The organism is Bradyrhizobium sp. SZCCHNGR1005 (assembly GCF_032489995.1).
Classification (GTDB): domain Bacteria; phylum Pseudomonadota; class Alphaproteobacteria; order Rhizobiales; family Xanthobacteraceae; genus Bradyrhizobium.
The window spans coordinates 537,684-563,419 of the sequence record NZ_JAUEZC010000001.1 but is presented as its reverse complement, the minus strand read 5'-3'; the positions used below and the strand labels follow the sequence as shown (position 1 = coordinate 563,419).

The 25,736-nt window shown below is 66.5% G+C and carries 23 protein-coding genes; 8 read left to right on the top strand and 15 right to left on the bottom strand.

The annotated features are described in order from the left end of the window. Positions 1-94: 94 nt before the first annotated feature. Positions 95-1,267 (top strand): M20 aminoacylase family protein, encoded by a 1,173-nt coding sequence (locus QXZ85_RS02610; RefSeq protein WP_315706772.1) that lies wholly within the window; start codon positions 95-97, stop codon positions 1,265-1,267. A 63-nt stretch (positions 1,268-1,330) separates the two neighbouring features. Here the strand turns inward: QXZ85_RS02610 and QXZ85_RS02605 are convergent, their stop codons facing one another. From QXZ85_RS02605 to QXZ85_RS02590, 4 genes are all read right to left on the bottom strand, one after another. Continuing rightward, positions 1,331-2,407, bottom strand: coding sequence for an AraC family transcriptional regulator (locus QXZ85_RS02605; RefSeq protein WP_315706771.1), 1,077 nt, complete (start codon positions 2,405-2,407; stop codon positions 1,331-1,333). 161 nt (positions 2,408-2,568) lie between these two features. Further along, the gene (gene eat / locus QXZ85_RS02600) at positions 2,569-3,975 is read right to left on the bottom strand and encodes an ethanolamine permease (RefSeq protein ID WP_315706770.1); all 1,407 of its coding nucleotides are present in this window, start codon (positions 3,973-3,975) and stop codon (positions 2,569-2,571) included. Further along, on the bottom strand, positions 3,972-4,784 hold the full coding sequence (gene eutC / locus QXZ85_RS02595) for an ethanolamine ammonia-lyase subunit EutC (RefSeq protein ID WP_315706769.1): 813 nt from the start codon (positions 4,782-4,784) through the stop codon (positions 3,972-3,974). Before eutC ends, eat begins: the two co-directional genes overlap by 4 nt. Continuing rightward, positions 4,781-6,181, bottom strand: coding sequence for an ethanolamine ammonia-lyase subunit EutB (locus QXZ85_RS02590; protein WP_315706768.1), 1,401 nt, complete (start codon positions 6,179-6,181; stop codon positions 4,781-4,783). Before QXZ85_RS02590 ends, eutC begins: the two co-directional genes overlap by 4 nt. Before the next feature lie 400 nt (positions 6,182-6,581). Between QXZ85_RS02590 and QXZ85_RS02585 the strand changes: the two genes are divergently transcribed. Then, positions 6,582-7,094, top strand: coding sequence for an N-acetyltransferase (locus QXZ85_RS02585; RefSeq protein ID WP_315706767.1), 513 nt, complete (start codon positions 6,582-6,584; stop codon positions 7,092-7,094). A 141-nt stretch (positions 7,095-7,235) separates the two neighbouring features. Here QXZ85_RS02585 and QXZ85_RS02580 read toward each other — a convergent pair whose 3' ends face one another. The 6 genes from QXZ85_RS02580 to QXZ85_RS02555 all read right to left on the bottom strand — a co-directional run bounded on the left by QXZ85_RS02580 (position 7,236) and on the right by QXZ85_RS02555 (position 17,205). After that, complete coding sequence (locus QXZ85_RS02580; RefSeq protein WP_315706841.1) at positions 7,236-9,563, bottom strand: TonB-dependent receptor; 2,328 nt, start codon at positions 9,561-9,563, stop codon at positions 7,236-7,238. A 168-nt stretch (positions 9,564-9,731) separates the two neighbouring features. Then, entirely contained in the window at positions 9,732-10,133 is a 402-nt protein-coding gene (locus tag QXZ85_RS02575; protein ID WP_315706766.1) for a hypothetical protein, read from the bottom strand. Between the two features lie 201 nt (positions 10,134-10,334). Continuing rightward, complete coding sequence (locus QXZ85_RS02570) at positions 10,335-12,398, bottom strand: hypothetical protein (protein WP_315706765.1); 2,064 nt, start codon at positions 12,396-12,398, stop codon at positions 10,335-10,337. Between the two features lie 9 nt (positions 12,399-12,407). Beyond that, the gene (locus tag QXZ85_RS02565; RefSeq protein ID WP_315706764.1) at positions 12,408-15,224 is read right to left on the bottom strand and encodes a DUF4159 domain-containing protein; all 2,817 of its coding nucleotides are present in this window, start codon (positions 15,222-15,224) and stop codon (positions 12,408-12,410) included. Then, on the bottom strand, positions 15,221-16,207 hold the full coding sequence (locus QXZ85_RS02560; protein WP_315706763.1) for a DUF58 domain-containing protein: 987 nt from the start codon (positions 16,205-16,207) through the stop codon (positions 15,221-15,223). Before QXZ85_RS02560 ends, QXZ85_RS02565 begins: the two co-directional genes overlap by 4 nt. After that, positions 16,207-17,205, bottom strand: a complete 999-nt coding sequence (locus QXZ85_RS02555) for a MoxR family ATPase (protein ID WP_315706762.1) — start codon at positions 17,203-17,205, stop codon at positions 16,207-16,209. Before QXZ85_RS02555 ends, QXZ85_RS02560 begins: the two co-directional genes overlap by 1 nt. A gap of 297 nt (positions 17,206-17,502) precedes the next feature. Here QXZ85_RS02555 and QXZ85_RS02550 point away from each other — a divergent pair, with 297 nt between their 5' ends. From QXZ85_RS02550 to QXZ85_RS02530, 5 genes are all read left to right on the top strand, one after another. Then, on the top strand, positions 17,503-18,114 hold the full coding sequence (locus QXZ85_RS02550; RefSeq protein WP_315706761.1) for a DUF1285 domain-containing protein: 612 nt from the start codon (positions 17,503-17,505) through the stop codon (positions 18,112-18,114). Between the two features lie 8 nt (positions 18,115-18,122). Beyond that, positions 18,123-18,782, top strand: coding sequence for a CoA pyrophosphatase (locus QXZ85_RS02545; protein ID WP_409977542.1), 660 nt, complete (start codon positions 18,123-18,125; stop codon positions 18,780-18,782). Beyond that, on the top strand, positions 18,779-19,042 hold the full coding sequence (locus tag QXZ85_RS02540) for a DUF6111 family protein (protein WP_315706759.1): 264 nt from the start codon (positions 18,779-18,781) through the stop codon (positions 19,040-19,042). The genes QXZ85_RS02545 and QXZ85_RS02540 overlap by 4 nt, the downstream gene beginning before the upstream one ends. After that, positions 19,039-20,292 carry a CCA tRNA nucleotidyltransferase gene (locus QXZ85_RS02535; RefSeq protein ID WP_315706758.1) on the top strand — a complete coding sequence of 418 codons (1,254 nt, stop codon included), beginning with the start codon at positions 19,039-19,041 and terminating at the stop codon, positions 20,290-20,292. The genes QXZ85_RS02540 and QXZ85_RS02535 overlap by 4 nt, the downstream gene beginning before the upstream one ends. Before the next feature lie 360 nt (positions 20,293-20,652). Continuing rightward, a complete protein-coding gene (locus QXZ85_RS02530; protein ID WP_315706757.1) occupies positions 20,653-21,513 on the top strand; it encodes an alpha/beta hydrolase in 861 nt (286 codons plus the stop codon). A 137-nt stretch (positions 21,514-21,650) separates the two neighbouring features. Here QXZ85_RS02530 and QXZ85_RS02525 read toward each other — a convergent pair whose 3' ends face one another. The 5 genes from QXZ85_RS02525 to QXZ85_RS02505 form a co-directional block, all read right to left on the bottom strand. Next, positions 21,651-22,382 (bottom strand): HAD family hydrolase, encoded by a 732-nt coding sequence (locus QXZ85_RS02525; RefSeq protein ID WP_315706756.1) that lies wholly within the window; start codon positions 22,380-22,382, stop codon positions 21,651-21,653. A 5-nt stretch (positions 22,383-22,387) separates the two neighbouring features. Continuing rightward, positions 22,388-23,275 carry an oxygen-dependent coproporphyrinogen oxidase gene (hemF, locus tag QXZ85_RS02520; RefSeq protein WP_315706755.1) on the bottom strand — a complete coding sequence of 296 codons (888 nt, stop codon included), beginning with the start codon at positions 23,273-23,275 and terminating at the stop codon, positions 22,388-22,390. A 14-nt stretch (positions 23,276-23,289) separates the two neighbouring features. Further along, positions 23,290-23,658: a 6-carboxytetrahydropterin synthase gene (locus QXZ85_RS02515; RefSeq protein ID WP_315706754.1), complete on the bottom strand. Its 369-nt coding sequence runs from the start codon at positions 23,656-23,658 to the stop codon at positions 23,290-23,292. Positions 23,659-23,676: 18 nt separating this feature from the next. After that, positions 23,677-24,309 (bottom strand): 7-carboxy-7-deazaguanine synthase, encoded by a 633-nt coding sequence (gene queE, locus QXZ85_RS02510; protein WP_316173755.1) that lies wholly within the window; start codon positions 24,307-24,309, stop codon positions 23,677-23,679. Between the two features lie 108 nt (positions 24,310-24,417). Then, positions 24,418-24,885, bottom strand: a complete 468-nt coding sequence (locus QXZ85_RS02505) for a tRNA (cytidine(34)-2'-O)-methyltransferase (RefSeq protein WP_315741806.1) — start codon at positions 24,883-24,885, stop codon at positions 24,418-24,420. 276 nt (positions 24,886-25,161) lie between these two features. Between QXZ85_RS02505 and petA the strand changes: the two genes are divergently transcribed. Beyond that, positions 25,162-25,692: a ubiquinol-cytochrome c reductase iron-sulfur subunit gene (petA, locus tag QXZ85_RS02500; RefSeq protein ID WP_315706838.1), complete on the top strand. Its 531-nt coding sequence runs from the start codon at positions 25,162-25,164 to the stop codon at positions 25,690-25,692. Positions 25,693-25,736: the final 44 nt, after the last annotated feature.

Here is a 25,736-nt window from a genome sequence, read left to right as displayed (position 1 = left end):
CCAATGCGAGGCGGAAGCTTGTGTCCGGCCGCCTCTGCGGTCATGGTTCGGGCTGGTCTTTCGCTCACTCCCCACAACGAGAACACCGATCCACATGCCCATTCTCAATAGCATCGCCGCACTCGCCGACGACATGGCCGCCTGGCGCCACGATTTCCACGAGCATCCCGAGTTGCAATACGAGGTGCATCGCACGGCGGGTATCGTCGCCGAGCGCCTGCGTGAATTCGGCTGTGACGAGGTGGTCACCGGCATCGGGCGCACTGGCGTCGTCGGCATCATCCGCGGCCGCAAGGCGACGTCCGGGCGGACCATTGGCCTCCGCGCCGACATGGACGCGCTGCCGATCGAGGAGACCTCGGGCGTGCCCTACGCCTCGAAGACTCCCGGCTTGATGCACGCCTGCGGCCATGACGGCCACACCGCGATGTTGCTCGGCGCCGCCAAACATCTCGCCGAGACGCGCAACTTCGACGGCACCGCGGTGGTGATCTTCCAGCCGGCCGAGGAGGGCGGCGCCGGCGGCAAGGCTATGGTGGATGACGGCCTGATGACCCGCTGGGGCATCCAGGAGGTCTACGGCTTGCACAACATGCCCGGCCTGCCTGAGGGGCATTTTGCACTCCGGCCGGGCGCTCTGCTCGCCTCGTCAGATGATTTGGAGATCACCGTGCACGGCAAGGGCGGTCATGCCGGCGCCGGTCCTCACAAAGCGGTCGATAGCGTGCTGATCGGCGCGCACATCATCACGGCATTGCAGTCGATCGTGTCGCGCAACGTTGACCCGATCAAATCGGCTGTCATCTCGATCTGCGTCTTCGAGGCCGGCAAGGCCCTGAACGTCATTCCCGAGACGGTCGAGCTGAAGGGCACCGTGCGCACGCTCGATCCCGAGGTTCGCGATCTCGTCGAGCGCCGGATCGCCGAGGTCGCCGACAGCGTCGCCCGCGCCTATGGCGGCTCGGCGACGACGAAATACACGAGGCTCTATCCGGTGACGATGAACCATGCGCGCGAGGCCCAGATCGCGGCCGAAGTCGCACGCGACGTGGTTGGGGCCGACCGGGTCGACGACAAGACGATGCCGCTGATGGGCGGCGAGGATTTCGCCTTCATGCTGGAGGCGCGGCCCGGCGCCTTCGTCTTCCTCGGCATGGGCGACGGCAAGGATTGCCATCACCCGGCCTACCGCTTCAACGACAATATTCTCGGCCATGGCGCCTCCTATTGGGTGCGGTTGGTCGAGAAGACGATGCCGGTGGGCTGACGCCGGCGCCTGGACGCGCTGATCGCTGGCAACCGCGATCAGCGGCTGGCGTTCGCTGCGGTGCTACGTGCGGGACATCAGCTGCGGTGTAGCCGCCGGTCGGGACAGCCGGCGCCACTGGCGCGGGCTGCAGCCGGTCCAGCGGGAGAATGCGCGGGAGAAGGCCGACGCTTCCGAATAGCCGAGAAGGAACGCGACGTCGCCGAGCGGCAGATGCGCCTGGCGCAGATAATGGCGGGCGAGATCGAGGCGCGTCGCCTCGATGAGTTCGGAGAACGTGGCGCCGAGATCGCCAAGGCGACGCTGCAGCGTCCAGGACGTCGTGGACAGCGCGTCGGCGATCTGCTCGAGGTGAATGGTGCCGGCAGATAGCCGGCGCCGGATCTCGCCGCGGACCAGATCCAGGAACGCCGGCGTGCCACGCGAGCCGGCGACATCAGCAAGGTCGGTCGTCAGCCGCTGCAGGCGGGACAAGTCGGCATGCGGCATGGCCCGGTCCAGGCCGCGGTCTCGAAACACCAGTGCGTTGGTGCCCTGCGACCACTCCACTTCGGCGTCGAAGGCCGCCTCATGGTCGCGCCACGCGGTGGGCCGTGCATGTTCGAACAATACGATCTCCGGTGCCCAGCCCGACGGAAGACAGGCCCGGAAGACGTTCGCGAACATGCCCATGGTGAGTTCGGCATCCTGCCGGCGGTCGACGATCGAGCCATCGAGAATGCGATATTCGAGCCTGAGAAAACCGTCACGGCGCGCGAGCCTGGTCTCGGTCGCCTGCTGGTGCCATGGAAACCACAGCGCGAGGTGTTCGATCGCGGAGCCGAGAGTCGGTGCGGCGAGCGCGATCTCGCCGATCAGCCCAAGCATATGAGGCTGGTAACGCTGACCGAACCGAAGGCCGAAATTGTCATTGCCGGTCTCGCGCGCCGCCTCTTCCATCATGGCCACGTAATCGGCGAGGTCGAGTGCACTGTGCTTGCGCCCAAGGCAGGTGGGATCGATGCCGACACGCTCGAATACGGCCTCGGGTCTGCCTCCCGTTTGGACGATGAAATCAGCAACACCGGTTGCCGCTGCTGCCAGAATGTTCCGGCTGCGATCCGTTGGACCGCGCTGTTCGATCTCGAAGCCGTTGGACATGGAAGGTCCTCGCCTTGAGGATGTATCATCTAACTCCTGCAGTCACGAGTTATGCAAGTCGTATGCCTGTCTGCCGTCCAACTCCAGCCGGCCGCTCGATCGCGAGGTGCGATCACACGGAAAGGCAATGGAGTTGGCGGCCGATCATCCTCCGGATCGGTTCAATCGACCAGGGCGCGGGCTTCGTTCAGTGCGACGTCGAGCAGACTGTCGCTGGTCGCGGTGCTGCGCTGGCCGGCGGTCAGCCGATAGAGCAGCAGGCCGGCGGCAAAGAGCACCACGAAGACCGCGAACACCTGCAGATTGAACCAGATCATGGTGAGCAGCGAGAGCGTGGCCGTCACCAGCGCGATTGCGGGCAACACGGGATAGAGCGGCGCGTTGAACGGCCGCACCAGGTTCGGTTCGGAGGCGCGCAGACGGAACAGCGCCGCCATGCTCATGATGTACATCACGAGCGCACCGAACACGCTCATGGTCACGATATTGGCGGTCAGCGTCTGACCGGCGAACTGGATCAACTCATCGGAATAGATCGCGGCGATGCCGACCACGCCGCCGGCCAGGATGGCCCAATGCGGCGTGCGGCAGGTCGGATGCAGCGCGGCGAGTTTCGCCGGCAGGAAGCCGGCCCGCGACAGCGCGAAGATCTGCCGCGAATAGCCCATGATGATGCCGTGGAACGAGGCGATCAGGCCGAACAGGCCGATCCACACCAGCATGTGCAGCCAGCCCGAATTCTCGCCGACCACGATCTTCATCGCCTGCGGCAGCGGATCATTGATGTTTGAGAGCTTCGACCAGTCGCCGACGCCGCCCGCCAAGATCATGGTGCCGAAGGCGAGCACGACCAGGGTCAGGATGCCGGCAATGTAGGCGAGCGGAATGGTCCTGGTCGGATTCTTGGTCTCTTCCGCGGCCATGGCGGCGCCCTCGATGGCCAGGAAGAACCAGATCGCGAACGGGATCGCCGCGATGATGCCGCCGACGCTCGTCAGCGAGAAGGAGTTTTCTCCGGCCCAGCCATTCGCGGCGAAATTGGCGAAGGAGAAGCCGGGTGATACCACGCCCATGAATACGAAAAGTTCGATGATCGCCAGGATCGTGACGAAGAGCTCGAAGGTGGCCGCGATCGTCACACCGGCGATGTTGAGCGCCATGAAGACCAGATAGGCGCCGAGTGCGGCCGTCTTCGGGGACAGCGCCGGAAACTGGACGTTGAGATAGGCACCGATCGCGAGCGCGATGGCGGGGGGCGCGAACACGAACTCGATCAATGTCGCAAAGCCGGCAACGAAGCCGCCGAGCGGACCGAAGGCGCGGTACGAATAGGCGAAGGGGCCGCCCGCATGCGGGATCGCGGTGGTGAGTTCAGTGAAGGAGAAGATGAACGTGGTGTACATCACCGCAATGAAGATCGTGGTGATGAGGAAGCCGAGCGTGCCGGCCTTGTCCCAGCCATAGCTCCAGCCGAAATACTCGCCGGAGATCACGAGCCCGACCGCGATTCCCCACAGATGGAGTCCGGTCAGGCTCTTCGAAAGCGTCGGTTGCGTCTCTTCACTCATGTCCACTCTCTCCTGTCGTTTTTGCGATCGGTGACCTCGTGCGAAATGTCGCGGGGCGCCGCCTCCGGCAGCCCGGTCGGCGCGGCCGTGTCGAGCGCGGCGTCCGGCGCCGCCTCCTTGAGCGCGATCCCGGTTAAGCCGCGCCGCAGCGCCTCGTGCGCGAGCCAAGCGAGCTTGTCGGCGGCGCGGTCGGGCGCGAGCCCATGGCCGTGGATGTTCGAGATGCAGTTGCGCGCGCTGTCGCGCAGTCCCGGCGTCGGATTGAATGTGAGATAGATGCCGAGGGAATCGGCGGCCGATAGGCCCGGGCGCTCGCCGATCAGAACGGCAACCAGGCGCGCGCCCATCGTGGCGCCGACCTCGTCGCCCAGTGCAACACGTGCTTGCGAGGCCAGCACGACGGGCCCGATCGCAAGTCCAACGAGCCGCTTTTCGGTTGCGATCACCGCCGCCGCCGCATGGCTTTCGATCGCATCGGCCGACAGGCCGTCGGCAATGACGAACACGAGATCGAACGGGCCGGACGGCAGCTTCGCGGCCTCGCCCTCCGCGAGGCGGCGCCCGAGGTCGGGGCGGCGCAGATAGCTCGCGCGGTCGGCCGCCGCACTCGCGACCCGGATCACCTCGCGCGGCTGGAGCGTGGCCGCGATGCTCGCGAAATTCACTCGTCCCCACACGGCGTCACGTGCGAGTGCATGCGCCATCTGGAATTCCAGCTTCGCCTGGGTCGGAAGCCCGTCGCCGCAACGGCCGAGCGCAACACGGGCGCGCGTCATCCGGCGCAGCATGTCGAGCGCGTCGTCCCTCATGCCCGCGCTCCATGGCCGATCAGCCGGGCCACGGCCGGCGCGCTGCCGGACAGCGGCGGCAGGCGGCCGCTGGCGTCGAGCAGGCCCATCCGTGCCAGCCAGGCTTCGAACTCCGGCGCCGGGCGGCGGCCGAGCAGATGGCGCAGCCGCATCACGTCGTGATGCGACAGGCTCTGATAGTTGAGCATGATGTCGTCGGCGCCGGGCACCGCGATCAGGAAGTTGACGTTCGCCGCCGCGAGCAGCAGCGCCAGATCGTCCATGTCGTCCTGATCGGCCTCGGCGTGATTGGTGTAGCAGACGTCGCAGCCCATGGGCACGCCGAGCAGTTTGGCGCAGAAATGATCCTCAAGGCCCGCGCGCGTGATCTCCTTCGCGTCGTAGAGATATTCCGGCCCGATGAAGCCGACGACCGTGTTGACCAGCAGCGGCGAGAAGGCGCGCGCCACCGCGTAGGCGCGCGCCTCGACCGTCTGCTGATCGATGCCGTGATGGGCATCGGCCGACAGGGCGGCGCCCTGGCCGGTCTCGAAATACATTACGTTGTCGCCGATCGTGCCGCGCTTGAGGGACAAGGCCGCCTGCTGCGCTTCCGCCAGCACAGCGAGGTTCACGCCGAAGCCGGCGTTGGCGGCCTCGGTGCCGGCGATGGACTGGAACACGAGATCGAGCGGCGCGCCCTGTTCGATCGCACGGATCGAGGTCGTGACGTGACTGAGCACGCAGGATTGCGTCGGCACTTCGAATTTGAGCCTGAGCTCGTCCAGCATGGTGAGCAGTCTCATGCAGGCCTCGACGTTGTCCGTCGCCGGGTTGATGCCGATCACGGCATCACCCATGCCGAACAACAGCCCGTCGAGCGTGCCGGCTGCGATCGCGAGCGGATCGTCGGTAGGATCATTGGGCTGCAAGCGAGACGACAGCCGTCCGGGCAGGCCGATGGTGGAGCGGAAGCGCGTCACCACCCGGCATTTGGCGGCGATGGCGACGAGGTCGCCGTTGCCGCACAGTTTGGATACGGCGGCCACCATCTCCGGCGTGAGGCCGGGGGCGAGCGCGGCAAGCCGGTCGGCATCCGCTTCCCACGACATCAGCCACTCGCGCAACTCGCCGACGGTCAGCGAGGCGATGGGCGCGAAGGCGGCGGCATCATGGCTGTCGAAGATGAGACGCGTGACTTCGTCGGTCTCATAGGGCACCAGCGGCTCGTCCAGGAAGCGTCGCAGCGGCACGTCGGCCAGCGCCATGCGCGCCGCCACCCGCCGCGCTGCGCTGTCGGCCGCAATACCCGCGAGCTCATCGCCGGAGCGGCGCGGTGACGCGCAGCCCAGCAGCGTCTTGAGATCGTCGAACACATGGGTTTCGCCACCATGGCGCGACCGGAACGCACCCGCCATCTTCGACCTGCCGCTCGTGCTGCGTCTGAGCGGTCCCGACGGCCGCAATGACGGCCGCAACGCTCATGACCTGGTGCAGGCTAAAGGATACCGACCCCGAAAACTTGACATCTCAGCACAATTTCATGCCACGCTCCTTCTGTGCCCATAATTTCAGCATCGGGTGGTCGCGGTTGGATGTCGCGTGTGGGCTGCGCTCCAGGTGTCTGGGTGGGAAATTCGTGTTTCGCAGAGGAGGGAGCAGATTCCGAGCCGACGTCGTGCTGACGGCTATGGGCGCCTTTCCCGGCGTTCCAATTCGATCTTCGCATCCCGGCCCGGCAACCTTGCTCGTAAACTTCGGAATCGAGGGAGCACGACTTCAAATTCGTTGAACGAGGTGCTATCCCGCGTCCGAATCATGAGTGATCTGTCCATTACGATTGCACCCGAAAAGCCGTCCGACGCGCAGGTGATCGAGCGGCTGCATGAGCGGACCTTTGGGCCGGGCCGTTTCGTGCTCAGCGCCTACCGGCTGCGCGAGCATGTCGACCATCTGCTCGACCTGTCCTTTACCGCCCATATCGGCACCTTGCTGGCCGGCTCGGTGCGGCAGCTTCCGATCTGCATCGGCGATACCAAGGCGCTGCTCCTTGGACCGCTGACGGTCGAGCCGCCGTTCCGCAAGCACGGCATCGGCGGCCGCCTGATGGAGCGGGCGCTGGCGGATGCCAAAGCCAAAGGGCACCGCCTGGTGATCTTGGTCGGCGATGCCCCGTATTACGCGCGCTTCGGTTTCAAGCAGATCGAGAAGGGGCGGGCGGTCATGCCCGGCCCGGTCGACCCCAAGCGCCTGCTGGTGAACGAACTCGTCGCCGGCGCGTTCGACGGCGTCTCCGGTGCGATCCGTCCCGACTGGGATTTCGCGCGCTGACTGCCTCGCAAGAGGCGACGAGACTTGCCGGTTTGAAGGCGGCTTAATCCGCGTGTCTCGTCATTGCGAGCGAAGCTTCCTCGCAATGACGAAGACCAATGGATTGCGCAGGCTTGCCGCGCAATCCACGCAAGTTGGTGATCAGAACTTCAGGTTCGCGAACGCCTTGACCCCGAGGCCGGGCATCAGCACCTGGTCCTTGGTGTAGGACACCGAGTTGCGGATCTGCTCGTTCAACAGGTTGTCGCCGACCAGGCCGACCAGCATCTCGCGTGCGCCGAACATGTTCGGGTCGAGCTTGGTCTTGTAGCTCACCTCGGCCCGCAGAAGATTGTAGCCGGGCGTCGGCGTCTCTGCGATCGGGGCGATGTCGTTCTGCGCGAAAGCGTGCAGCAGGTTGATGCGCGTCAGCCAATGGTCGTTGCGCCAGAACAGGCCGCCGCCGACGCGTAGCGGTGGAATCCGCGGCACGTTGGTCCCGTCGGAAAACGTGGCACGCACCACGTCGAACTGGTTCTCGATGCCCCAGATGCCGGTATAAAGCGGCCCGATATCGAGCTGGCTCTGGAATTCGCCGCCCCGGAAGATGGCGTTGCGCTGCGAATAGATCGCCTGGTTGAGCGTGGCATCGGGCGCGCCGCAGGAGGCGAAATCGTCGTTGCACATCACCCCGGTCAGCCGGCGGTAGATGAAATTGTTGAACTGCGTGTAGTAGGCGGTGACCTCGAACCGGAACGGACCGGTTGCCTTGCGCAGGCCGACCTCGACCGTCTTGGCGGTCTCGATGGTCAGGTTGGGATTGCCGATATCGAAGGTTGCGGTGGCGTCATGCCCGCCGCGGGAGAACAATTCCGCCGGCTTCGGCGCGCGCTCGACATATTGCGCGGTGATGCTCGCCACCAGATCGCCCGGCAGGTCCTGCAGCAGGCCAACGCTCGCGCTCTTCGGCGTGAACGACCGGCTGCGGGCGATGTTGCTCTGCGGATTGCCGTCCGGCAGATAGCCTGCGGGGAAGTCCGGCGTCGATCCCTGCAGCTCGACATGCTCGATGCGCCCGGCGATCTGCGCCTTGGTCGTCGGCGAGAAGGTCAGCTCGTTGAACACATAGGCAGCGCCGCGGTTGTTGGTGTTCGGACCGAACAGGCCGTTGAAGGTCGAGCCGGGATTGTCCGGGCTCGGCGCATCCAGCTCCTGATGGCCGGCCTGCACCCCGATCGCCGTGGTCAGGCTGGCGAAGCGCACATTGAACGGGGCGAGCTGCAGCTCGACCCGCGCCTCCTCCTCGCGATTGCTGAAGGTCTGCCGCACGCCATCGCTGGTCGGAACGGCGGGATCGGCAAGCCCGAGCTCGTTGTGGCGATAGTTGGTGGCGCCGAGCCAGAACCTGACGGCGTCGATCGCCGCCGCATCGGGCCGGTATTCGCCCTTGGCCGTGATCTTGGTCTGATGGGCGTCGATGCGGGTGTTGTTCGCGGCACCGTCGATGCCGGGGATGTGGTAGAGCGCATCGGTCTGCGTCAGCGCGGCACCGACATAACCGCCGTCGAAGAAATAGCTGCCGCCGAGCGACACGCCGTCGTTGCGCAGTGACGAATTCGGCTGGCGACCGTTCACAGGCAGGTTCGGGTTGAAGCGGTAGGGATAGCCAGGAATGGCGTAGTCATCGGCCTTGCGGCCGTAGGCATCGGCGTGGATTGCGTAATTGCCGCCGCCTGCATCGATCAGCACGCCGCCTTCGGCGCCGCGATTGACCGAGTTGAACGAGGTGCGCGTCTCCGCCGTCACGCATGGCGCGCCGTCGATCGCAGGGGCTTTCGCCGGCAGGCCATAAGTCTGGAACGCCGCCGCGGGACAGACCGGCAGCGCCTGCGGAATCCGGTTGTTGGTGGCGCTCACGACGCCGCCGATCGAGGTCGAGCCGTAGCGCAGCGCCGCCGGGCCGCGCACCACCTCGACCTGATCGGTCGATAGCGGATCGATCGGCACGAAGTGATCCTCGCCGAGATCGGAGGCGCCGCCGGCGCCGGTCCCGTTCTCGACGATGCCGACCCGGTTGACATCGAGGCCGCGAATGATCGGCCGGCTGGACGCGCCGGGCGCGAAGCTCGAGCCGGTGATGCCGGGCTTGGAGAACAGGAGGTCGCCGAGGGTCGCAGCGCCGGAGCGCTGGATCTCGTCCTTCGGCACCACGGTGACAGTGGCGAACTGATCGGTGACGATCGGCAGCACGCCTTGTTGTGGGGCGGCTGGTGACGCGGTCTGCGCCTGCTGCGCCGGCGTGGACTGCCGGCTCGGCGTGCCGCGTGCGACATGCGTCGGGTTGGCATGCGGAACGACCGGCCTGCGTGCCCGGATCGGGCTCGGCGCAGTCACCGTGACCGCGGGCAATTCGGCTGCTGGTTTGCTGTCCTCGGCCAGCGCGGGGGCGCCGAGCACGCACACCATGGCTGCGATGCTGCAGCCCGACATCATTCGTTTAGAAAACATGATTTCCAAGTCCTGACCCCTAAGTCAGGCGGCCCAGATCTCCTTCGATCGAACGGGCGCGCCTGCCGTCGACACGCGACGGACCAATTCCAACGAGCTGAGGATCCGGGCGCACCCGCCAGGATCGTTTGCGTCTCAAACGGCGGACGGTCAGGAGAGAGGAGGCGCGCGGGGCTGGAAGGGGAGCTCGATGGCTGCGAGTTCAACGACATCGGCGAGCAGCGCGACGCCGCGATGGAACGCCACAGCCTGCGGCGGTGCGAGCACCGGCGGTGGCGACAGCAGTAGCGTCTGCGCCATCGCCATGACGGCGCAGATCGCGCAGGCGTCAGCCGGCTGCTGATCGCGATCCTGCTTGCTCGGGCTCTGCTCGGTCGTGAGCCTCTGCGCGCCGCTTGCGACACCATCCCCGTTCAGGGCTGCGACGATGGAGGCCGGCGGCGTCTGCGCAGGAGGCCAATGGTTGTGCCCGAACGCGAGCGCGATCTGCACCGCGAGCGCCATGAGCGCCAGCAGGGAGCCCGCCCTGATGTTCGTGCGAAACCAGGTCATCTGAATCAGTTGAACCAACGCCCCTGTTCGGCTGGAGCGAGCCAGCCGATGTTATAGTGTAACATCGCAGGGACGGTTCGAGAGTGTCAATCAGTCGGCTGACGCGGCAGACAAAATCAGCAACGTTGTGACCTTCACGCCACGACGCTGGTGCCGGCTCATCAGATGATCCATGCGGCAAAATGATCGCGGGGCGTGCGATCAGCGGCCCTCGCGTAGCCAGGTTGCGGCGAAGGCGCCGAGCAGGAGCAGCAGGCCGATCAGGCCGGCAAACATCGGCAGCACACCGACGCCCTTCACGATGCTGGCGTCGCGCATGCGCACGCCCATCCAGCCGTCGCCGCTGAACAAGGTGGACGAGCGCACCGGCACGATGCGCGGGATCTCCACGCCGGACCCGTCCGCGATCCGCTTGGCGTCGCCGCCGGTCGCTTGCGTCAGCGGCTTCAAGGTCTCCGTGGTCGAGGTGACCTCGGAGAATTCCTTCGGGTTGGTCGGGCCGACATTGATTAGCGCCTTCAAGGTGCCGTCGGTCGCCTGCCACAGGCCGAGTTCGTTGGCCGGCAGGCTGGCGCGCCATTCGCCGGGCTCGCCCTGGCTCAAGGTCAGTTCGCGGGCAGCGCCGGACGGCGAGGTCACCGTGACCGGCGACACCGTGTCCGCCATGGTCTGCCTGACGACGACGAGATCGTGGCCTTCCACCTTGAGCCGAAGCGCTTCCTCATCGAGGTCTGGCTGTTTCATCAGCCAATGCGACATGCGCCGGAGCAGGTCGAGATGTGGTCCGCCGCCCTCGTAGCCACGCGCCCACAGCCAGATATGGTCGGACAGCAGCAGTGCGACACGACCTTCGCCGAACCGCGACAGGAACAGCAGCGGCTTGCCATCGGGACCGGTCATCACCGGCGGGTTGACCGCGTTGCGGGTGTCGACGGTGCGGAAGAAGCGGCTCCAATGCGGCGGTTCGGCGTCCGAGCCTTCCAGCCCGCGCGTGACCGGGTGGCGTTTGCCGATCTCCGAGAGATGCGCATAGAACGGCTTCTCGGTGACCCCGACCGGCTCAGCCGGCAACACCGAGTCCAGAGGCGTGCGCCAGATGCTGGTGTTGGAAGCGTAGTCCGGACCCGCCGATACCAGCACCGCGCCGCCATTGCGCACATATTGCGCGATGTTCTCGAAATAGCCGATCGGCAGCACGCCCTGGCGCGCATAGCGGTCGAAGATGATCAGCTGGAATTCGTTGATCTTCTGCTGGAACAGCTCGCGGGTCGGAAAGGCGATCAGCGACAATTCGTTGATCGGCGTCCCGTCCTGCTTCTCCGGCGGCCGCAGAATCGTGAAGTGGACGAGGTCGACGCTGGCGTCGGACTTCAGGAGGTTGCGCCAAGTGCGCTCGCCGGAATGCGGCTCGCCCGAGACCAGCAGCACGCGCAGCTTGTCGCGCACACCGTCGATCGAGACGACGGCGCGGTTGTTGACCGGCGTCAGCTCGCCTTCGAGCGGGGAGGCCTCGATCTCGACGATGTTGGCCCCTTCATGCTTGATGTCGACATCGACCTTTCCGCTTTGGCCGCTCGTCATGGAGCGTTCGCTGATCACCTCGCCGTCGCGCCGGATCACTACCTTGGCGCGCTCGCCGCTGACGCCCTGATCGTCGAGGCGGAAGCTGATGGTCTGCGGTTGGCCGACGATGCCGAAGCGCGGGGCTGCGGTGATGGCGATGCGCCGGTCGCGCTCCGCCTTCTGTCCGGTGATCAGCGCCTGTACCGGGGCCTGGAAGCCGAGCGCCGCCGCATTGGCAGGGATGTCGTGCACGCGGCCGTCGGTGATCAGGAAGGCACCCGCCACGCGCTCGACCGGCACGTCGGACAGCGCCGAGGTGAGCGCGCCGAACAGATGGGTGCCGTCGGTCTCGCCGTCGGCCTGTCCGGCCTCGACCACGCGCACCTCAAGTCCCTTGATCTTCTTCAGCGCGTTGACCAGCGCCTCCTGCGCCTGCGCGGTCTGTTTGTTGCGGTCGCCGAAATTCTGACTCGGGCTCTTGTCGACGACGACGGCGGCGACCGACGTCAACGGCTCGCGGTCCTCGCGCGTGAATTGCGGGTTGGCGAGCGCCAACGCGATCAGAGCCAGCGCCGCGATGCGGACCCAGGCACCGCGCGCACGGCCGATCAGCAGCAGCGCTGTGATGACCACGATGGCGCCGATCGCAAGCCACAATACGATCGACGGGACGAGGGGCGTGAACGCGATGCCGTAATTCATAGCGAAGCCTTACTGCCCCAGCCGCTCGATCAGCGCTGGCGCATGCACCTGGTCGGCCTTGTAGTTGCCGGTCAGGGTGTACATCACGATATTGACCCCGGCGCGGAAGGCGAATTCGCGCTGGCGCGGTTCGCCCGGCACCAGCGGCAGCATGGCCTGGCCGTCGGGCCGGATCGCCCAGGCGCCCGCAAGATCGTTTGAAGTGATGATGATCGGGGACACGCCGTCGCCGCCGCGCGCCGGGCGCGCCGCGCTCTCGTCCTCGTCCTCCTTGGGCAGCGCTTCGACCCAGGTCTGGCCGTTGGTGTAGCGCCCCGGAAAGTCGCGCAGCAGGTAGAACGTTTTGGTCAGCACATGCTCGCGCGGCACCGGCTCGAGTTCGGGCACATCCAGCGAGGAGAGGATCTCACGCAGCGCCTGCATGCCGGGAGTTTGCGAGCCGTTGTCGCCGGGCGGCGCCTCGACGGCGTCGCGGGTGTCGAAGATCACGGTGCCGCCCTGCTTCATGTAGGCGTCGATCTTGTTGATCGCGTCCTGCGGCGGCTTCGGCGCGCCCGGCACGATCGGCCAGTAGATCAGCGGAAAGAACGCGAGTTCGTCGTGGGCGGGATCGACGCCGACAGGATCGCCGGCTTCCAGCGCGGTGCGCTGAGCCAGGAACAGGGTGAGTCCCGTCATGCCGGCCTTGACGATCGAATCGACGTCGGCATTGCCGGTCACGACATAAGCGAGCCGGGTCTGCGACACCGCGCGCATCGCGAACTCGTCGCTGGCGGCGTCAGCGCGCGCGGGCGAGGGGACGCCGATCGCGAGTATGGCACCGGTGGCGAGCAGCGCGACGGCGACGGCCGCCGGCGCGGCGCGCCGTCGCACCAGCGCTGCCAAGCCGCCGCCCAGCAACGCCACGATGACAGCGTCGATCAGGAACAGGAGCAACGCGGTCGAGAGCAGGATGCCCCTCAGATCGCGCGGCTCGGCGTTGGTGTAGCTCGCGCGGCGTGCCGTGAGGCTCGACGTATCAAGCGGCAGGATCCGATCGGCGGCGGCAAGCGTATTCACGGCAGTGGGTCCTTCGGCAGGGCCGTAGAAGCCAGGTGGATGGTCCAGCGAGGCGCGGTCCTGGAAGTTCGCGGGCAGCGGTTTGGCGGTCGAAGGCGGCGGCCCGAACGCGCCGAAGCCGTCGAGCACGTGGAGCGGGGCAAGCGTCGCTTTGGCCGTCTCGCCGGCCGGACCTGCACCAGGTGTGCCGGTGTAGCCGGACATGTCGACGATCCGTCGCAGCATCTCGACCATCGCGCCCGACATGGGCAGATCCGACCAGCGCATGTCGGCGCTGACGTGGAACAGCGCGATCACACCCTTGCCGCGGTGTTCGCCGGTGACCAGAGGTGTGCCGTCTTCCAGCGAGGCCCAGCTCTTGGTCGCCAGCACCGCGTCCGGCTCGGCCAGCACCTGCCGGCTGACCGTGACATCCTTCGGGACAGCGAGGCCGGCGAACGGGCCGTCGGCGGCGAAGGCGGCGAGATGCTGCGGCTTCTCCCATGTCAGGCTGCCGCCGAGCGTGCGGCCGCCGCGGCGCAGCTTGACCGGCACGAGGTCGTCGTCGCCCTGCGCCAGCCGCGGCCCGGCGAAGCGGACGAGGACGCCGCCGTTCTCGATCCAGCCGGTGAGCCGGTCGCGCAGTTCCGGCGACAGGGTGCCGACGTCCGCCATCACGATCATCGGCACTTTCTGGTCGAGAAACTGGCTGATCACCTGCTGTGGCGCGCCGCGGTCGCCAAGCCTGAGGTCGGCGAAGGGCGCCAGTGCGCGCGTCAAATAGAAAGTCGGCGCGAGCAGCGGCTGCGCCGTGTCGCTGGTCGAGCCCGACACGATGCCGACTGCACGCCGGCGCCAGCGTTTGTCGAGCAACTGCACGGCGCCGGCGGAGCGTTCGCCCGCGATCTCCAGGCGCGTAATGTCGTTGCGCAGTTCGACCGGCAGGTCGAAGCTCGCTTCGGTGTCGTGCGCACCCGGGGAGAAGCTGAACTGGGCGTCGCCGACCGGCGAGCCCTTGGCGTCGAGCGCGCGAACGATGCCGCCGGGCACGCTCAGATCCGCGCGCAGCACCTTCACCGTCATCTTGGCGGCGGCATTCTCGGCGTCGGCCAGCGCCAGCGGCGACAGGGTGCCGCCTTCGAAGACCGTGAGCGGACGTTCGCCGATGGTCTTGCCGAGACCCGCGACGAACTCGCCGCCGCGGCCGGGGTCGACGCCGTCCGACAGCCAGACAATCTCGGCGTCGCCGGTCGCTTTCAGGAAGCGATCGAGCATCGGCAGCGCGTCGGCACGCTCGGCGGTGAACGGCTTGGGCGCAATCTGCCGCAGCGCGACGCGCGCAGCTCCGGCCGGCATCAGCGTGATGTCACGCGCAGGCTCCGACAGCGGCACCAGCGCGACGCCGCGGCGGTCCGCATCGGCATTGGCGATCGTCTCGTCGGCGGTCCTGAGGCGGGCGTCCCAGCTCGCCGCGGCGCTCCAGCTGTCGTCGATCAGCAGCACCAACGGCGCCTTGCTGCCCGCGGCCTGGTTGCGCGGATTCCAGATGGGACCTGCGGCTGCGAAGATGACGAGCGCGGCTGCGATCAGCCGCAGCAAGGTCAGCCACCAGGGTGAGCGCGAGGGCGTCTCCTCTCGCGGTGTGATATCGAACAACAGCCGCGTCGGCGGAAACTCGATGCGCCGCGGCCGCGGCGGCATCAGCCTGAGCAGCCACCAGAGCACCGGCAGGCTGACCAGTCCGATCAGCAGCAGCGGTTCGGTAAAAGAGAGCGGCAGACCCATCATGCGCCAAATCCTGATGCGCCAAATTCTGATGCGCCAGGTCCCAATGCGCTATGTCCGGCTTTGATGTTGCCACGGATGCCGCCTTTGCTGGTGGTCATCCCGGCGTGCAGGAAAAGCAGCAGCTCAGCCGCCGAACGGCTGGTCGTGTGCGTGCTGAACAGCCAGTCGAGTTTGCCGGTCTCGGCGCGGATCTCCTCACGATGCAGTGCGACGCGGGCGACATAGTCCTCGGCCCAGCGCTCGGCGCGGCCCGCAATGATCATCTGCCCGCCTTCGGGCTCGACGAATTCGACGCGGCCGGAATAGGGGAAGCTCTCCTCGGCGGGGTCGACCACCTGCACCATCGTGCCATGCGCCCCGGAGGCGGAAAGGCCCGCCAGCATGGTCTTGATCTCTCCGATCGGCGACCAGAAATCGGATAGCACGACGATCTCGGCGAGCGCCGAGGGGACGAAGGAGGGTGGCAGGCTCGGCCGGTCCGTCTCGTCGTGCAGCATCGCCTGCGCGATCCGGTCGATCACGCTGCGGCTGGCAGTCGGATTCATCAGGCCGGGAATGCCGACCCGTTCGCCGCCGGCGACGAGCAGCTCGGCGAGCGCAAAGGTCACGATCAATGCGCGCTCGAGCTTGCTGTCGCGCGCGTCCTTCGAGGCAAAGCTCATCGATGGCGAGCGGTCGGGCCAGATCCACACGGTGTGCGCGGCTTCCCATTCCTGCTCGCGGACATAGAGATGATCGTCACGCGCCGAGCGCCGCCAGTCGACGCGCTGCGACGGTTCGCCCGAGACGAAGCGGCGATATTGCCAGAAACTCTCGCCGGGACCCGACCGGCGGCGCCCATGCAGGCCATGGATGACGTTGGCGGCGATCTGGCGGGCCTCCAGCACCAGCCGCGGCAACGATGCGGAAAGCGTGCGACTTTCGCCATCGGCACGCCGGATTGCGACGATCTCCTTGTCGGCGTGCTCTCGCGTTGCGGCCATCAACCGATCCGGCTTTTGAGTTGCCGGATCACGTCCGGAATGGTGCGCCCTTCGGCGCGCGCCGGGAAGGTCAGCGCCATGCGGTGCTTCAGCACGGGCTCGGCCAAATCGAGCACGTCGTCGATCGAGGGCGCAAGGCGGCCGTCGAGCAGCGCGCGGGCGCGCACTGCGAGCATCAGGGACTGGCTGGCGCGCGGGCCCGGGCCCCAGGCGATCAGCTTGCCCGCTTCGCCCGCATCCGGTCCCGGACGCGCCGAGCGGACCAGCGACAGAATCGCTTCCACCACGGAATCACCGACCGGCAGGCGGCGCACCAGCCGTTGCGCCGCGATCAGCGCGTCCGCCGTCATGGCAGTTTTGGCCGCGGCCTCCTCGGCGCCGGTGGTCTCGAACAGAATACGCCGTTCGGCATCGCGGTCGGGGTATTCCACGTCGATTTCCATCAGGAAGCGGTCGAGCTGGGCTTCGGGCAGCGGATAGGTGCCTTCCTGCTCCAGCGGGTTTTGCGTCGCCAGCACGTGGAAGGGCTTGGGCAGATCATGGCGGGCGCCCGCAACCGTGATGTGCTGCTCCTGCATAGCCTGCAGCAGCGCCGACTGGGTGCGCGGGCTGGCGCGGTTGATCTCGTCCGCCATCAGAAGCTGCGCAAACACGGGCCCTGCGATGAAGCGGAAGGAGCGTTTGCCGGCCGAGCTTTCGTCCAGCACTTCGGCGCCCAGAATGTCCGACGGCATCAGGTCCGGGGTGAACTGGATGCGCTTGGCGTCGAGCCCGAGCGTCACGCCCAACGTCTCGACCAGCTTGGTCTTGGCAAGGCCGGGAACGCCGATCAGCAGGGCGTGGCCGCCCGAGAGGATCGTCACCAGGGTGTTTTCCACCACTTTGTCCTGGCCGAAGATGACGGCGGAGATGGCGTCCTTCGCCGCGCGAATCTGCCCCGACACCTGTTCGGCCGACCGGACGATCGCATCTTCGAGCTTCTCGGCACTCTCAGCCATTCCCGCTTCTCCTCTGCCCCGCAGCCTTTAAGTCCCTGACCGCCGATCCGCTCCATTTTTCCAATGAAACCGCGGCCAGATTGCGCGAAGGCTCTGTATTCGTTGAGTTAAACTATCCCCATCTTATCGGCATTCTGGGGTATCGAGCGCATCACGATATGGCGACCTCTGGTCAGGGCGCCCGCATCCGGAACTTTTACCAGTCGTTCTGCGATGACGATTTGCACCAAGACAATTTGCACCAAGATAATCTGCACCAATCGTGCCAAGGCCGATAGCGCAACCTCAGAGGAAACAATGGCGAACCAAGGGCAGAGCACGGATGCCGGGACCGGTCCAGGCCTCGATCGTCTGACCGCCGCCGCCAGCACGGCGAGCGCCTCCGGAAAGCTGCCGCCGGTGCATCTGTGGAATCCGCCATTTTGCGGCGATCTCGACATCCGAATCGGCTCGGACGGTAGCTGGAGCTATATGGGCACGCCGATCGGCCGGCCTGCGCTGGTGCGCCTGTTTTCGACAATTCTCAAGCGCGAGGGCGACAAATATTTCCTTGTCACGCCGGTGGAGAAGGTCGGCATCCGCGTCGACGATGCGCCCTTCATGGCCGTAGAAATGCGGGTCGAACCAGGCCAAGGCGGCCGGCTGCTGCATTTTCGCACCAATGTTGATGATTGGGTGGCCTGCGATGCGGCGCATCGCCTGCGGTTCGAGCCGGGCGAGGGCGGCGGGCTCACCCCCTATCTGCACGTTCGCGCCGGGCTCTGGGCCAAAGTCACGCGGCCGCTCTACTATGAGCTGGTTGACATGGGTGAGGAGCGGATGATCGATGGTCGGGCGGTGTTTGGGTTGGAGTCGGGCGGCGACTTCTTCCCGATGGCGGATGCGGAAGAGGTGAGGGCCGCAGGTTGACCGAGGCCATGGTGAGGAATGGGGCGGCCGTGCTCAGCTCAGCCGATTTTTTTGAGCGTGGCCGGCAGCGACTGCGGTTCGATGTGCCGCCCGCGCTGCTTGATCCGAACATCATTCCCGAGAGCGGGGATTCCGGCACCGATCGCATGCTCGAGATCATCGCGCGCGAGCAGCCGATTCGTCCCGCCGCCGTGCTGATTCCGGTGGTCGAGCATCCCGAGCCGACCGTGCTCCTGACCCAGCGCTCCGCGCATCTGTCCAACCATGCCGGGCAGATCGCCTTTCCCGGCGGCAAGATCGACGTGACCGACGCCTCGCCGCTCGATGCCGCCTTGCGCGAGGCCGAGGAGGAGGTCGGGCTCGACCGCGGCTTCGTCGATCCGATCGGCTATCTCGATGTCTACGGCACCGCTTTCGGCTTCCGTATCCTGCCGACTTTGGCGCGGGTGCGGCCCGGATTTGCGCTCAAGATCAACCAGGGCGAGGTCGACGACGCCTTCGAGGTGCCGCTGTCGTTCCTCATGAACCCTGCCAATCATCAGCTGCATGCGAAGGAATTCCGCGGCATGGAGCGGACCTATTACGCAATGCCGTTTGCCGAGCGCTATATCTGGGGCGCGACGGCCGGGATCCTGCGGCTGTTGTATGAGCGGATCTATCTCTCATGATCCGATCCATTCTGACGGAAATCGGGATCTTCCTCATTCCTTTTGCCGTCTACGCGCTGTTTCTGTTGGCGACCCGCTCCGGCTTGTTCGTGCCGGCCGCCTGGCCGCTCGCCCTGATCGCGAAGCTCACGGTGGCAGCGCTCGTGCTGGTGATCGTGAGCCTCGTTTTGCTCGCTCAGTTCTCCGGCGCGCCGCCGAACTCCACCTACACGCCGGCGCATATCGAGCACGGCAAACTCGTTCCCGGAGTTGAGCGATGACCGACGCGCAGATGCTGGATGCGCCCTGGCTCAGATCCGGTCCGGCTGCCCGCGTGCTGGCGCTCCTGAACTGCGACGGCGAGGAGGCGCGCGTGGTCGGCGGCGCCGTGCGCAACGCGCTGCTCGGCATTCCCATCGGCGACGTCGACATCGCCACCACGGCGCTTCCGGCCGAGGTGGTCCGTCGCGCGAAGGTCGCCGCGATCAAGAGCGTGCCGACCGGCATCGACCACGGCACGGTGACGCTGGTGCTCGAGGGCCATCCGTTCGAGGTGACGACCTTGCGCCTGGACACGGAGACCTTCGGTCGCAAGGCCAAGGTCGAGTTCGGCCGCGACTGGGTCGGCGACGCGCATCGGCGCGATTTCACCATGAACGCGCTGTCGGTGACCGCCGACGGCCTTGTGCACGATTATGTCGGCGGTCTCGCCGACATCGCCGTGCGCAGGGTTCGCTTCATCGGCGATCCGGCCCAGCGCATCGCCGAGGACTATTTGCGCATCCTGCGCTTCTTCCGCATCCATGCCGCCTTCGGCCATGGCGAGCCCGACCGCGAGGGCTATCTCGCCTGTATTGCCGCCCGTGCCGGCCTGGTCACGCTATCGGCCGAGCGAGTGCGCATGGAGATGCTGAAGCTTCTGGTCGCCGACGGCGCGGCCGGCGCGCTGACCGCGATGGTGGATGCCGGCCTCTTGACCTCGATCCTCGGCGGCGTCGCCTATCTCGGTCCGTTCGCCGCAATGGTCGCCGCGGAGCGCGAGCTTGGCCTTTCGCCGAACCCGATCCGCCGGCTCGCCGCGCTCGCGGTCGCCGTCACGGAGGACGCGCGCCGCCTCGGCACGCGGCTGAAGCTCTCCAATGCCGAGACCAAGGCGCTGGATTCGATGGGACATCGCTGGTGGCGGCTCGCCTCGGCCGACGAGGCGCGGGCGCGGCGGCTGCTCTATCGGCTCGGCGAGACCAATTATCGCGACCGGCTGCTGCTTGGCTGGGCGCGGGCCGGGCGCGACCGCGACGCGCCACGCTGGCGCGATCTCGCGCTTCTGCCGCAGCGGTTCTCGCCGCCGAAATTTCCGCTCAAAGCCGCCGACTTCATCGCCCGCGGCATCGCCGAAGGCCCGCTGCTCGGTCACGTGCTGACGCTGGCCGAGGATGCTTGGCTCGCCGCGGATTTTCCGCTCGATGCGCCGCGCCTGCACGCGATCGCCGACCAGGCTGCAGCACGCATCCACCGCGACGGGCGGTCGTGAACGCCTGCCGACGCGGCGCCTGTGAGATCGAACTGCATTGCGACCGCGTCTGGAAGGACATCATCCGATCGCTCGAAGCTGCGCACACCGGGCTGGCGTCCTCCCCGGAGGCCGCATTCGACTAAAGCTTGAGCAAGTTGCCGATCAGTTACGGCAGGATCTCCTGCCGTAGCGCGCCCTGTAACCGGCGCGGCTGGTTGAGGAAGCGTGTCCTGCGGATGTCAATAGAACACGAACGCGATCAGCCGCGGCTTGGTCGGTGGTTGCGCGTCGAAGGTCCAGCCCCGTTTACCCGCGACGTAATCGCGTTGGGGGCCGACGCCGGAGCAAACTCCTGCGACCGCTCCAGGAGTGACGCACATGCCCGACACCATTGCCACCAACCCACAGCCGCTGCCCTGCGCAGACATCGTTGCGACCGACCGCGGCCATCACCTCTATGTTCGTGATTGGGGTTCAGGGCCTCCAGTGGTGCTGCTTGGCGGCTGGGCCACCGAAAGCTCCATCTGGGGCGCGACGATGACGGTCTTGAACGATCGCGGCTTTCGCACCCTCGCCTATGATCGTCGCGGTCACGGCCGCTCCACCGATCCCGGCAACTACACCTACGATGCGCTGGCCGATGATCTTGCCTGCGTGCTGAGCTGTCGCGAGCTGCGTGATGTCGTGCTCGTCGCGCACTCCGGCGCGGCGGGCGAGGCGATCCGCTACGCGACGCGCCATGGCCGGCAGCGTCTGGCGCGATTGGTGCTGGTCGGAGCCACGGGGCCGTGCATGCGGCGCCAGCCGGATAATCCGCTCGGCTTTCCCGATGACGTCGTCGACGCCATCGCACATCAGCTCGCGACCGATCTGCCGGGCTGGATCGATGCCAATGCCGAGCCCTTTGCCCCCGGAGCCACCCGCCGCACACTGGATTGGATCGCGGCGATGATCATGAATACCTCGCGCCGTTCGGCGCTCGGCTTTCAGCGCGAGATCGTCAATGCCGATCTGAGGGCCGAGGTGGCGGCACTTGATCTGCCGGTTACAATGATCCACGGCGACCGGGACGCCTCGGCGCCGCTCGAGCTGACGGCGCGCCGTTATGCCGAGCTCATCCCTGGCGCCGAACTGATCGTCTACCCGGACGTCGCCCACGGCGTGATGGTGACGCATGCTCAGCGTCTGGCAGAGGACATCGCGCGGATCGGTCGCACGCATCACGCGCCGGAACGCTAGTTCGCCGCGGTCCGGACCGGGGTGCCCTTGGCGACTGAGAGGCGGCGGTCCCAGTTCTGGACGCGCGACCACCAGGAGGGCTTGGCTTCGACAGGTTGCGGCGCGCTGGGCGCTCCAAAGGTGGCCGGGTCGTTCGTTCAGGCGTCCGGCACCAGTTCGGTCAGTGAGCGGATGATGCGGTCGGGTTTGACATCGGAGCCTTCCGGGAGGCCGTCGCCGTGGACGTCGATCCAGATCGCGTAGATGCCGAGCTTCTGGGGAGCTGTGATCTCCCATTCCAGATTGTCGCCGACCATCCAGGTGTCCTGCGGCGCAACGCCGAGCGCCTCCATCGCATGCCGATAGGCGCGCTCCTCCGGCTTGCCGAAGCCATGCTCGCCTTCGATCTGGATGTGGTCGAAACGGTGCGCCAGCGCAAAGCGTTCGATCTTGGCGCGCTGCATGTCGGCGGCGCCGTTCGTCACCAGCGCCAGCCTGACGCCGCGCGCCTTCAACTCGTCGATCGCCTCATGCGCGCCGGGGAACACGAACATCTGCTCCTCGCGATAGGCCGTGAAGCGGTCGCCGATGCGCACGGCGAGGTCATCTGGCAACACGCGACCGCTGGATGCGGCCAGCGCGGCAAAGCCGCCCTTCACCACGAGCTGCCGCGCCTCGATCAGCTTCAGCCGCCACTCGGCGCCGGCATTCGACCAGAATTGGCGCGCGGCACCGGTGATGGCCGCCGCGACGACCTGCGGCTCGTAGGGCGCGATCTCGCCGGCAAACTCGGTGGCGATGATGGTCCAGGCGAGCTCGGGCTTGCCATAAGCCGACAGGATGGTGTCATCCATGTCGATCAGCATGGCGCGGGGCAGGGCAGGGATCATCGGGCTCAGGGCCATTTCACCGCGGGCGGCATCGACGACAGGATGGACTCGACATTGCCGCCGGTCTTGAGCCCGAAGGTGGTGCCGCGATCATAGAGCAGGTTGAACTCGACGTAGCGGCCGCGGCGGATCAGCTGCTCCTCGCGATCGGCCTCCGTCCAGGGCGCCCCGAAATTGCGCCGGACCAGGTCGGGATAGACAGCAAGGAACGCGCGGCCGACATCCTGGGTAAAGGCGAAATCCGCCTCCCAGTCGCCGGAATCGTGGTGGTCGTAAAAGATGCCGCCGATGCCGCGCGGCTCCTTCCGGTGCGGCAGATAGAAATACTCGTCGCACCACTTCTTGTATTTGTCGTAAGGCGCCACTGCGTGATGCGCATCGCAGGCCCGTTTCATCGCCGCATGGAAGGCGATCGTATCAGGATCGTCCTGATTGCGCCGCCGGTCGAGCACGGGCGTGAGGTCGGCCCCACCGCCGAACCATGCCTTCGTGGTCACGACGAAGCGGGTGTTCATGTGCACCGCCGGCACATTCGGATTCCACATATGCGCGATCAGCGAGATGCCGGATGCCCAGAACCGCGGGTCTTCGGATGCGCCGGGAATCTGGCTGCGGAATTCGGGGGCGAATTCGCCGTGCACGGTCGAGCAGTGCACGCCGACCTTCTCGAACAGCCGGCCATGCATGATGCCCATCACGCCGCCGCCGCCCTTGGCGCCGGAATGGTCGGTGCGCTCCCACGGCGTGCGCACGAAACGGCCGGGACTACCGGGATAAAGCTCCGCCGGCGCCTCGTCCTCAAGCCGTTCGAAGGCGGCACAGATGTCGTCGCGCAGACGCTCGAACCAGGCCCGCGCGCGTGCCTTGTGATCCTCGATTGCGGCTGTATCCATCGGCTGTCCCCGGTCTACGATTGCGGTCCGAAATAGGTGCAGGTCTCGTGGCAGCTGTCACGATGGACGCTGACCTTGGTGACCTCTCCAATATGCTGGACCCGTTCGTAGATGAAACGCGACAGGTTCTCGAGCGTCGGCAGCCCGATCGCCTCGATCTTGTTGAGGAACTTGTGGTCGAGCATCTTCTGGATCTCGGCAAGGCTCTGCGTCAGTACGCCGAAATCGACCACCATGCCGGTGTCCGGATTGGTCGTGTTGCCGCGTACGGTCACCTCGACGCGAAAGGAATGGCCGTGGATCTCCTGGCTCGCTTCGCCGAGCGTGGTGATCGGCAGCGTGTGCGCGGCCTCGAAGGTGAACGATTTGGTCAATTCCCACATCGTGAAGGTCTAAATCCTCTATCTGATCCCGATCATCTTGTGCGTCTGCAGGCTGAGCCGCCACTGCGGATGCGTCAGGCAGTATTCGGTTGCGCGCGCGGTGTTCTCGGCCGCCTCAGGCCCGTCCATCGGCTGCAGCGAAAAGCGCTCGAAGGCCAGCGTCTCGAAGTCCTCAGGCCGTGCGCCCGCTTGCGGATACACCAGCTTCAATTCGTGGCCGTGACGGAGCTTCAGCTCGGCGCCGGCCTTGGGGCTGACGCAGATCCAGTCGATGCCCTCGGGCGGAAGCAGCGTGCCGTTGGTCTCGAGTCCGACCGCAAAACCGCGCGCGTGCAGGGCCTCGATCAGCGCCGCATCGACCTGCAGCAGCGGCTCGCCGCCGGTCAGGATCGTATAGCGGTTGGCCTCGCCCCCTGTCCATTGCCCCGCGATGGTATCGGCGAGCTCCTCGGCCGGGGCATAGCGCCCGCCCAGCGTGCCGTCGGTGCCGACGAAATCGGTGTCGCAGAACCGGCAGATGGCGTCGGTGCGGTCCTGCTCGCGGCCGCTCCACAGGTTGCAACCGGCAAAACGGCAAAACACGGCGGCGCGGCCGGCATGGGCGCCTTCGCCCTGCAGGGTCATGAAGATTTCTTTCACCGCGTAGCTCACCGTCGTCAGGTCTCCTCGAGCTTCCAGCGCCATGTGGTTGTCACCTCTGCCCGCGTGCGGGAAGAGGGAGCTTGGCAATCGCCTGCGACAATGCTCAGCGCGGGCCGGTCACGACTCGGCGCCCGCCCCGTGCCTCGTCTGCCGCAGCGCCTCGCCGATTGCCATGGCAGCGGCCATGGCCACATTGAGCGAGCGCAATCCCGGCTGCAGCGGGATCAGGAGCCGCGCGTCCGCCGCCTCGCTGACCGCTTCCGGAACACCGGCGCTTTCGCGTCCGAACAGCAGGATATCGTTCGGCCGATAGGCGAAATCCAGGTAGGAGGTTGCACCCTTGGTCGTGAACAGCAGCAGGCGATGACCGCTCTCGGCCCGCCAGGCGTCGAAAGCCGCCCACGAGTCGTGTCGCAGCCACGTCACGCGGTCCAGATAGTCCATTCCCGCGCGGCGGAAAAGCCGGTCGGAGACCGGAAATCCGGCCGGTTCGATGATATGTGCGGCCACACCGAGGCAGGCGCACAGCCGCAGAATCGTGCCCGTGTTCTGCGGAATGTCCGGCTGGTAGAGCGCGATCTGCATGCAAACGAGTCTCAGGGCTTTAAGGAAAATGGTGCCGAAAATCCGCTTGTCCCAGCGGATGTGGTGCATGGCGCACGAACCGGCCGATAGCGGGCTTGCGCTCGTATCGCAAGGGTGCCAATAGATCGATTCTGGACGGGGTGTTCCACCAGGGGCGGTGGAGCGCGCCCATTTCTGCCGCCGCGGGGGTCGCGGGCGCCGGCAGGCATCTCCCGGTCACGTGGTGGACGTCGAACGGGGCGGTTCCTCCGGCTGCAACGATAAGAAAGGGTTGGAATCGTGACAGCGTCTACTGTGGATCACCCGACACGCCGGGACTTCCTGTTCGTCGCCACCGGAGCGGTGGCCGCCGTCGGGGGAGTGGCCACGCTCTGGCCTTTTATTGCCCAGATGAACCCCGATGCCTCGACCATCGCCGCCGGTGCCCCGATCGAGGTGGATCTCGCCCCGATCGCCGAAGGTCAGGACATCAAGGTGTTCTGGCGCGGCAAGCCGATCTACATCTCCCACCGCACCAAGAAGCAGGTGGAGGAGGTGCAAGCGGTGCCGCTGTCGAGCCTGCCCGATCCCGCCACCGACCAGTCCCGCACCAAGGCGGGCCACGAGCAGTGGCTGGTCGTGATCGGCATCTGCACCCATCTCGGCTGCATTCCGATCGCGCATGAGGGCAATTACGACGGCTTCTTCTGCCCCTGCCATGGCTCCCAGTACGACGCCTCCGGCCGCATCCGCCAGGGGCCGGCCCCGGCGAACCTGCCCGTTCCGCCCTACCAGTTCGTTTCCGACACCAAGATCCAGATCGGCTGATCGGGCGTTTGCCCGAGCGGCCCAGCGCTGATCATGCCAAGATA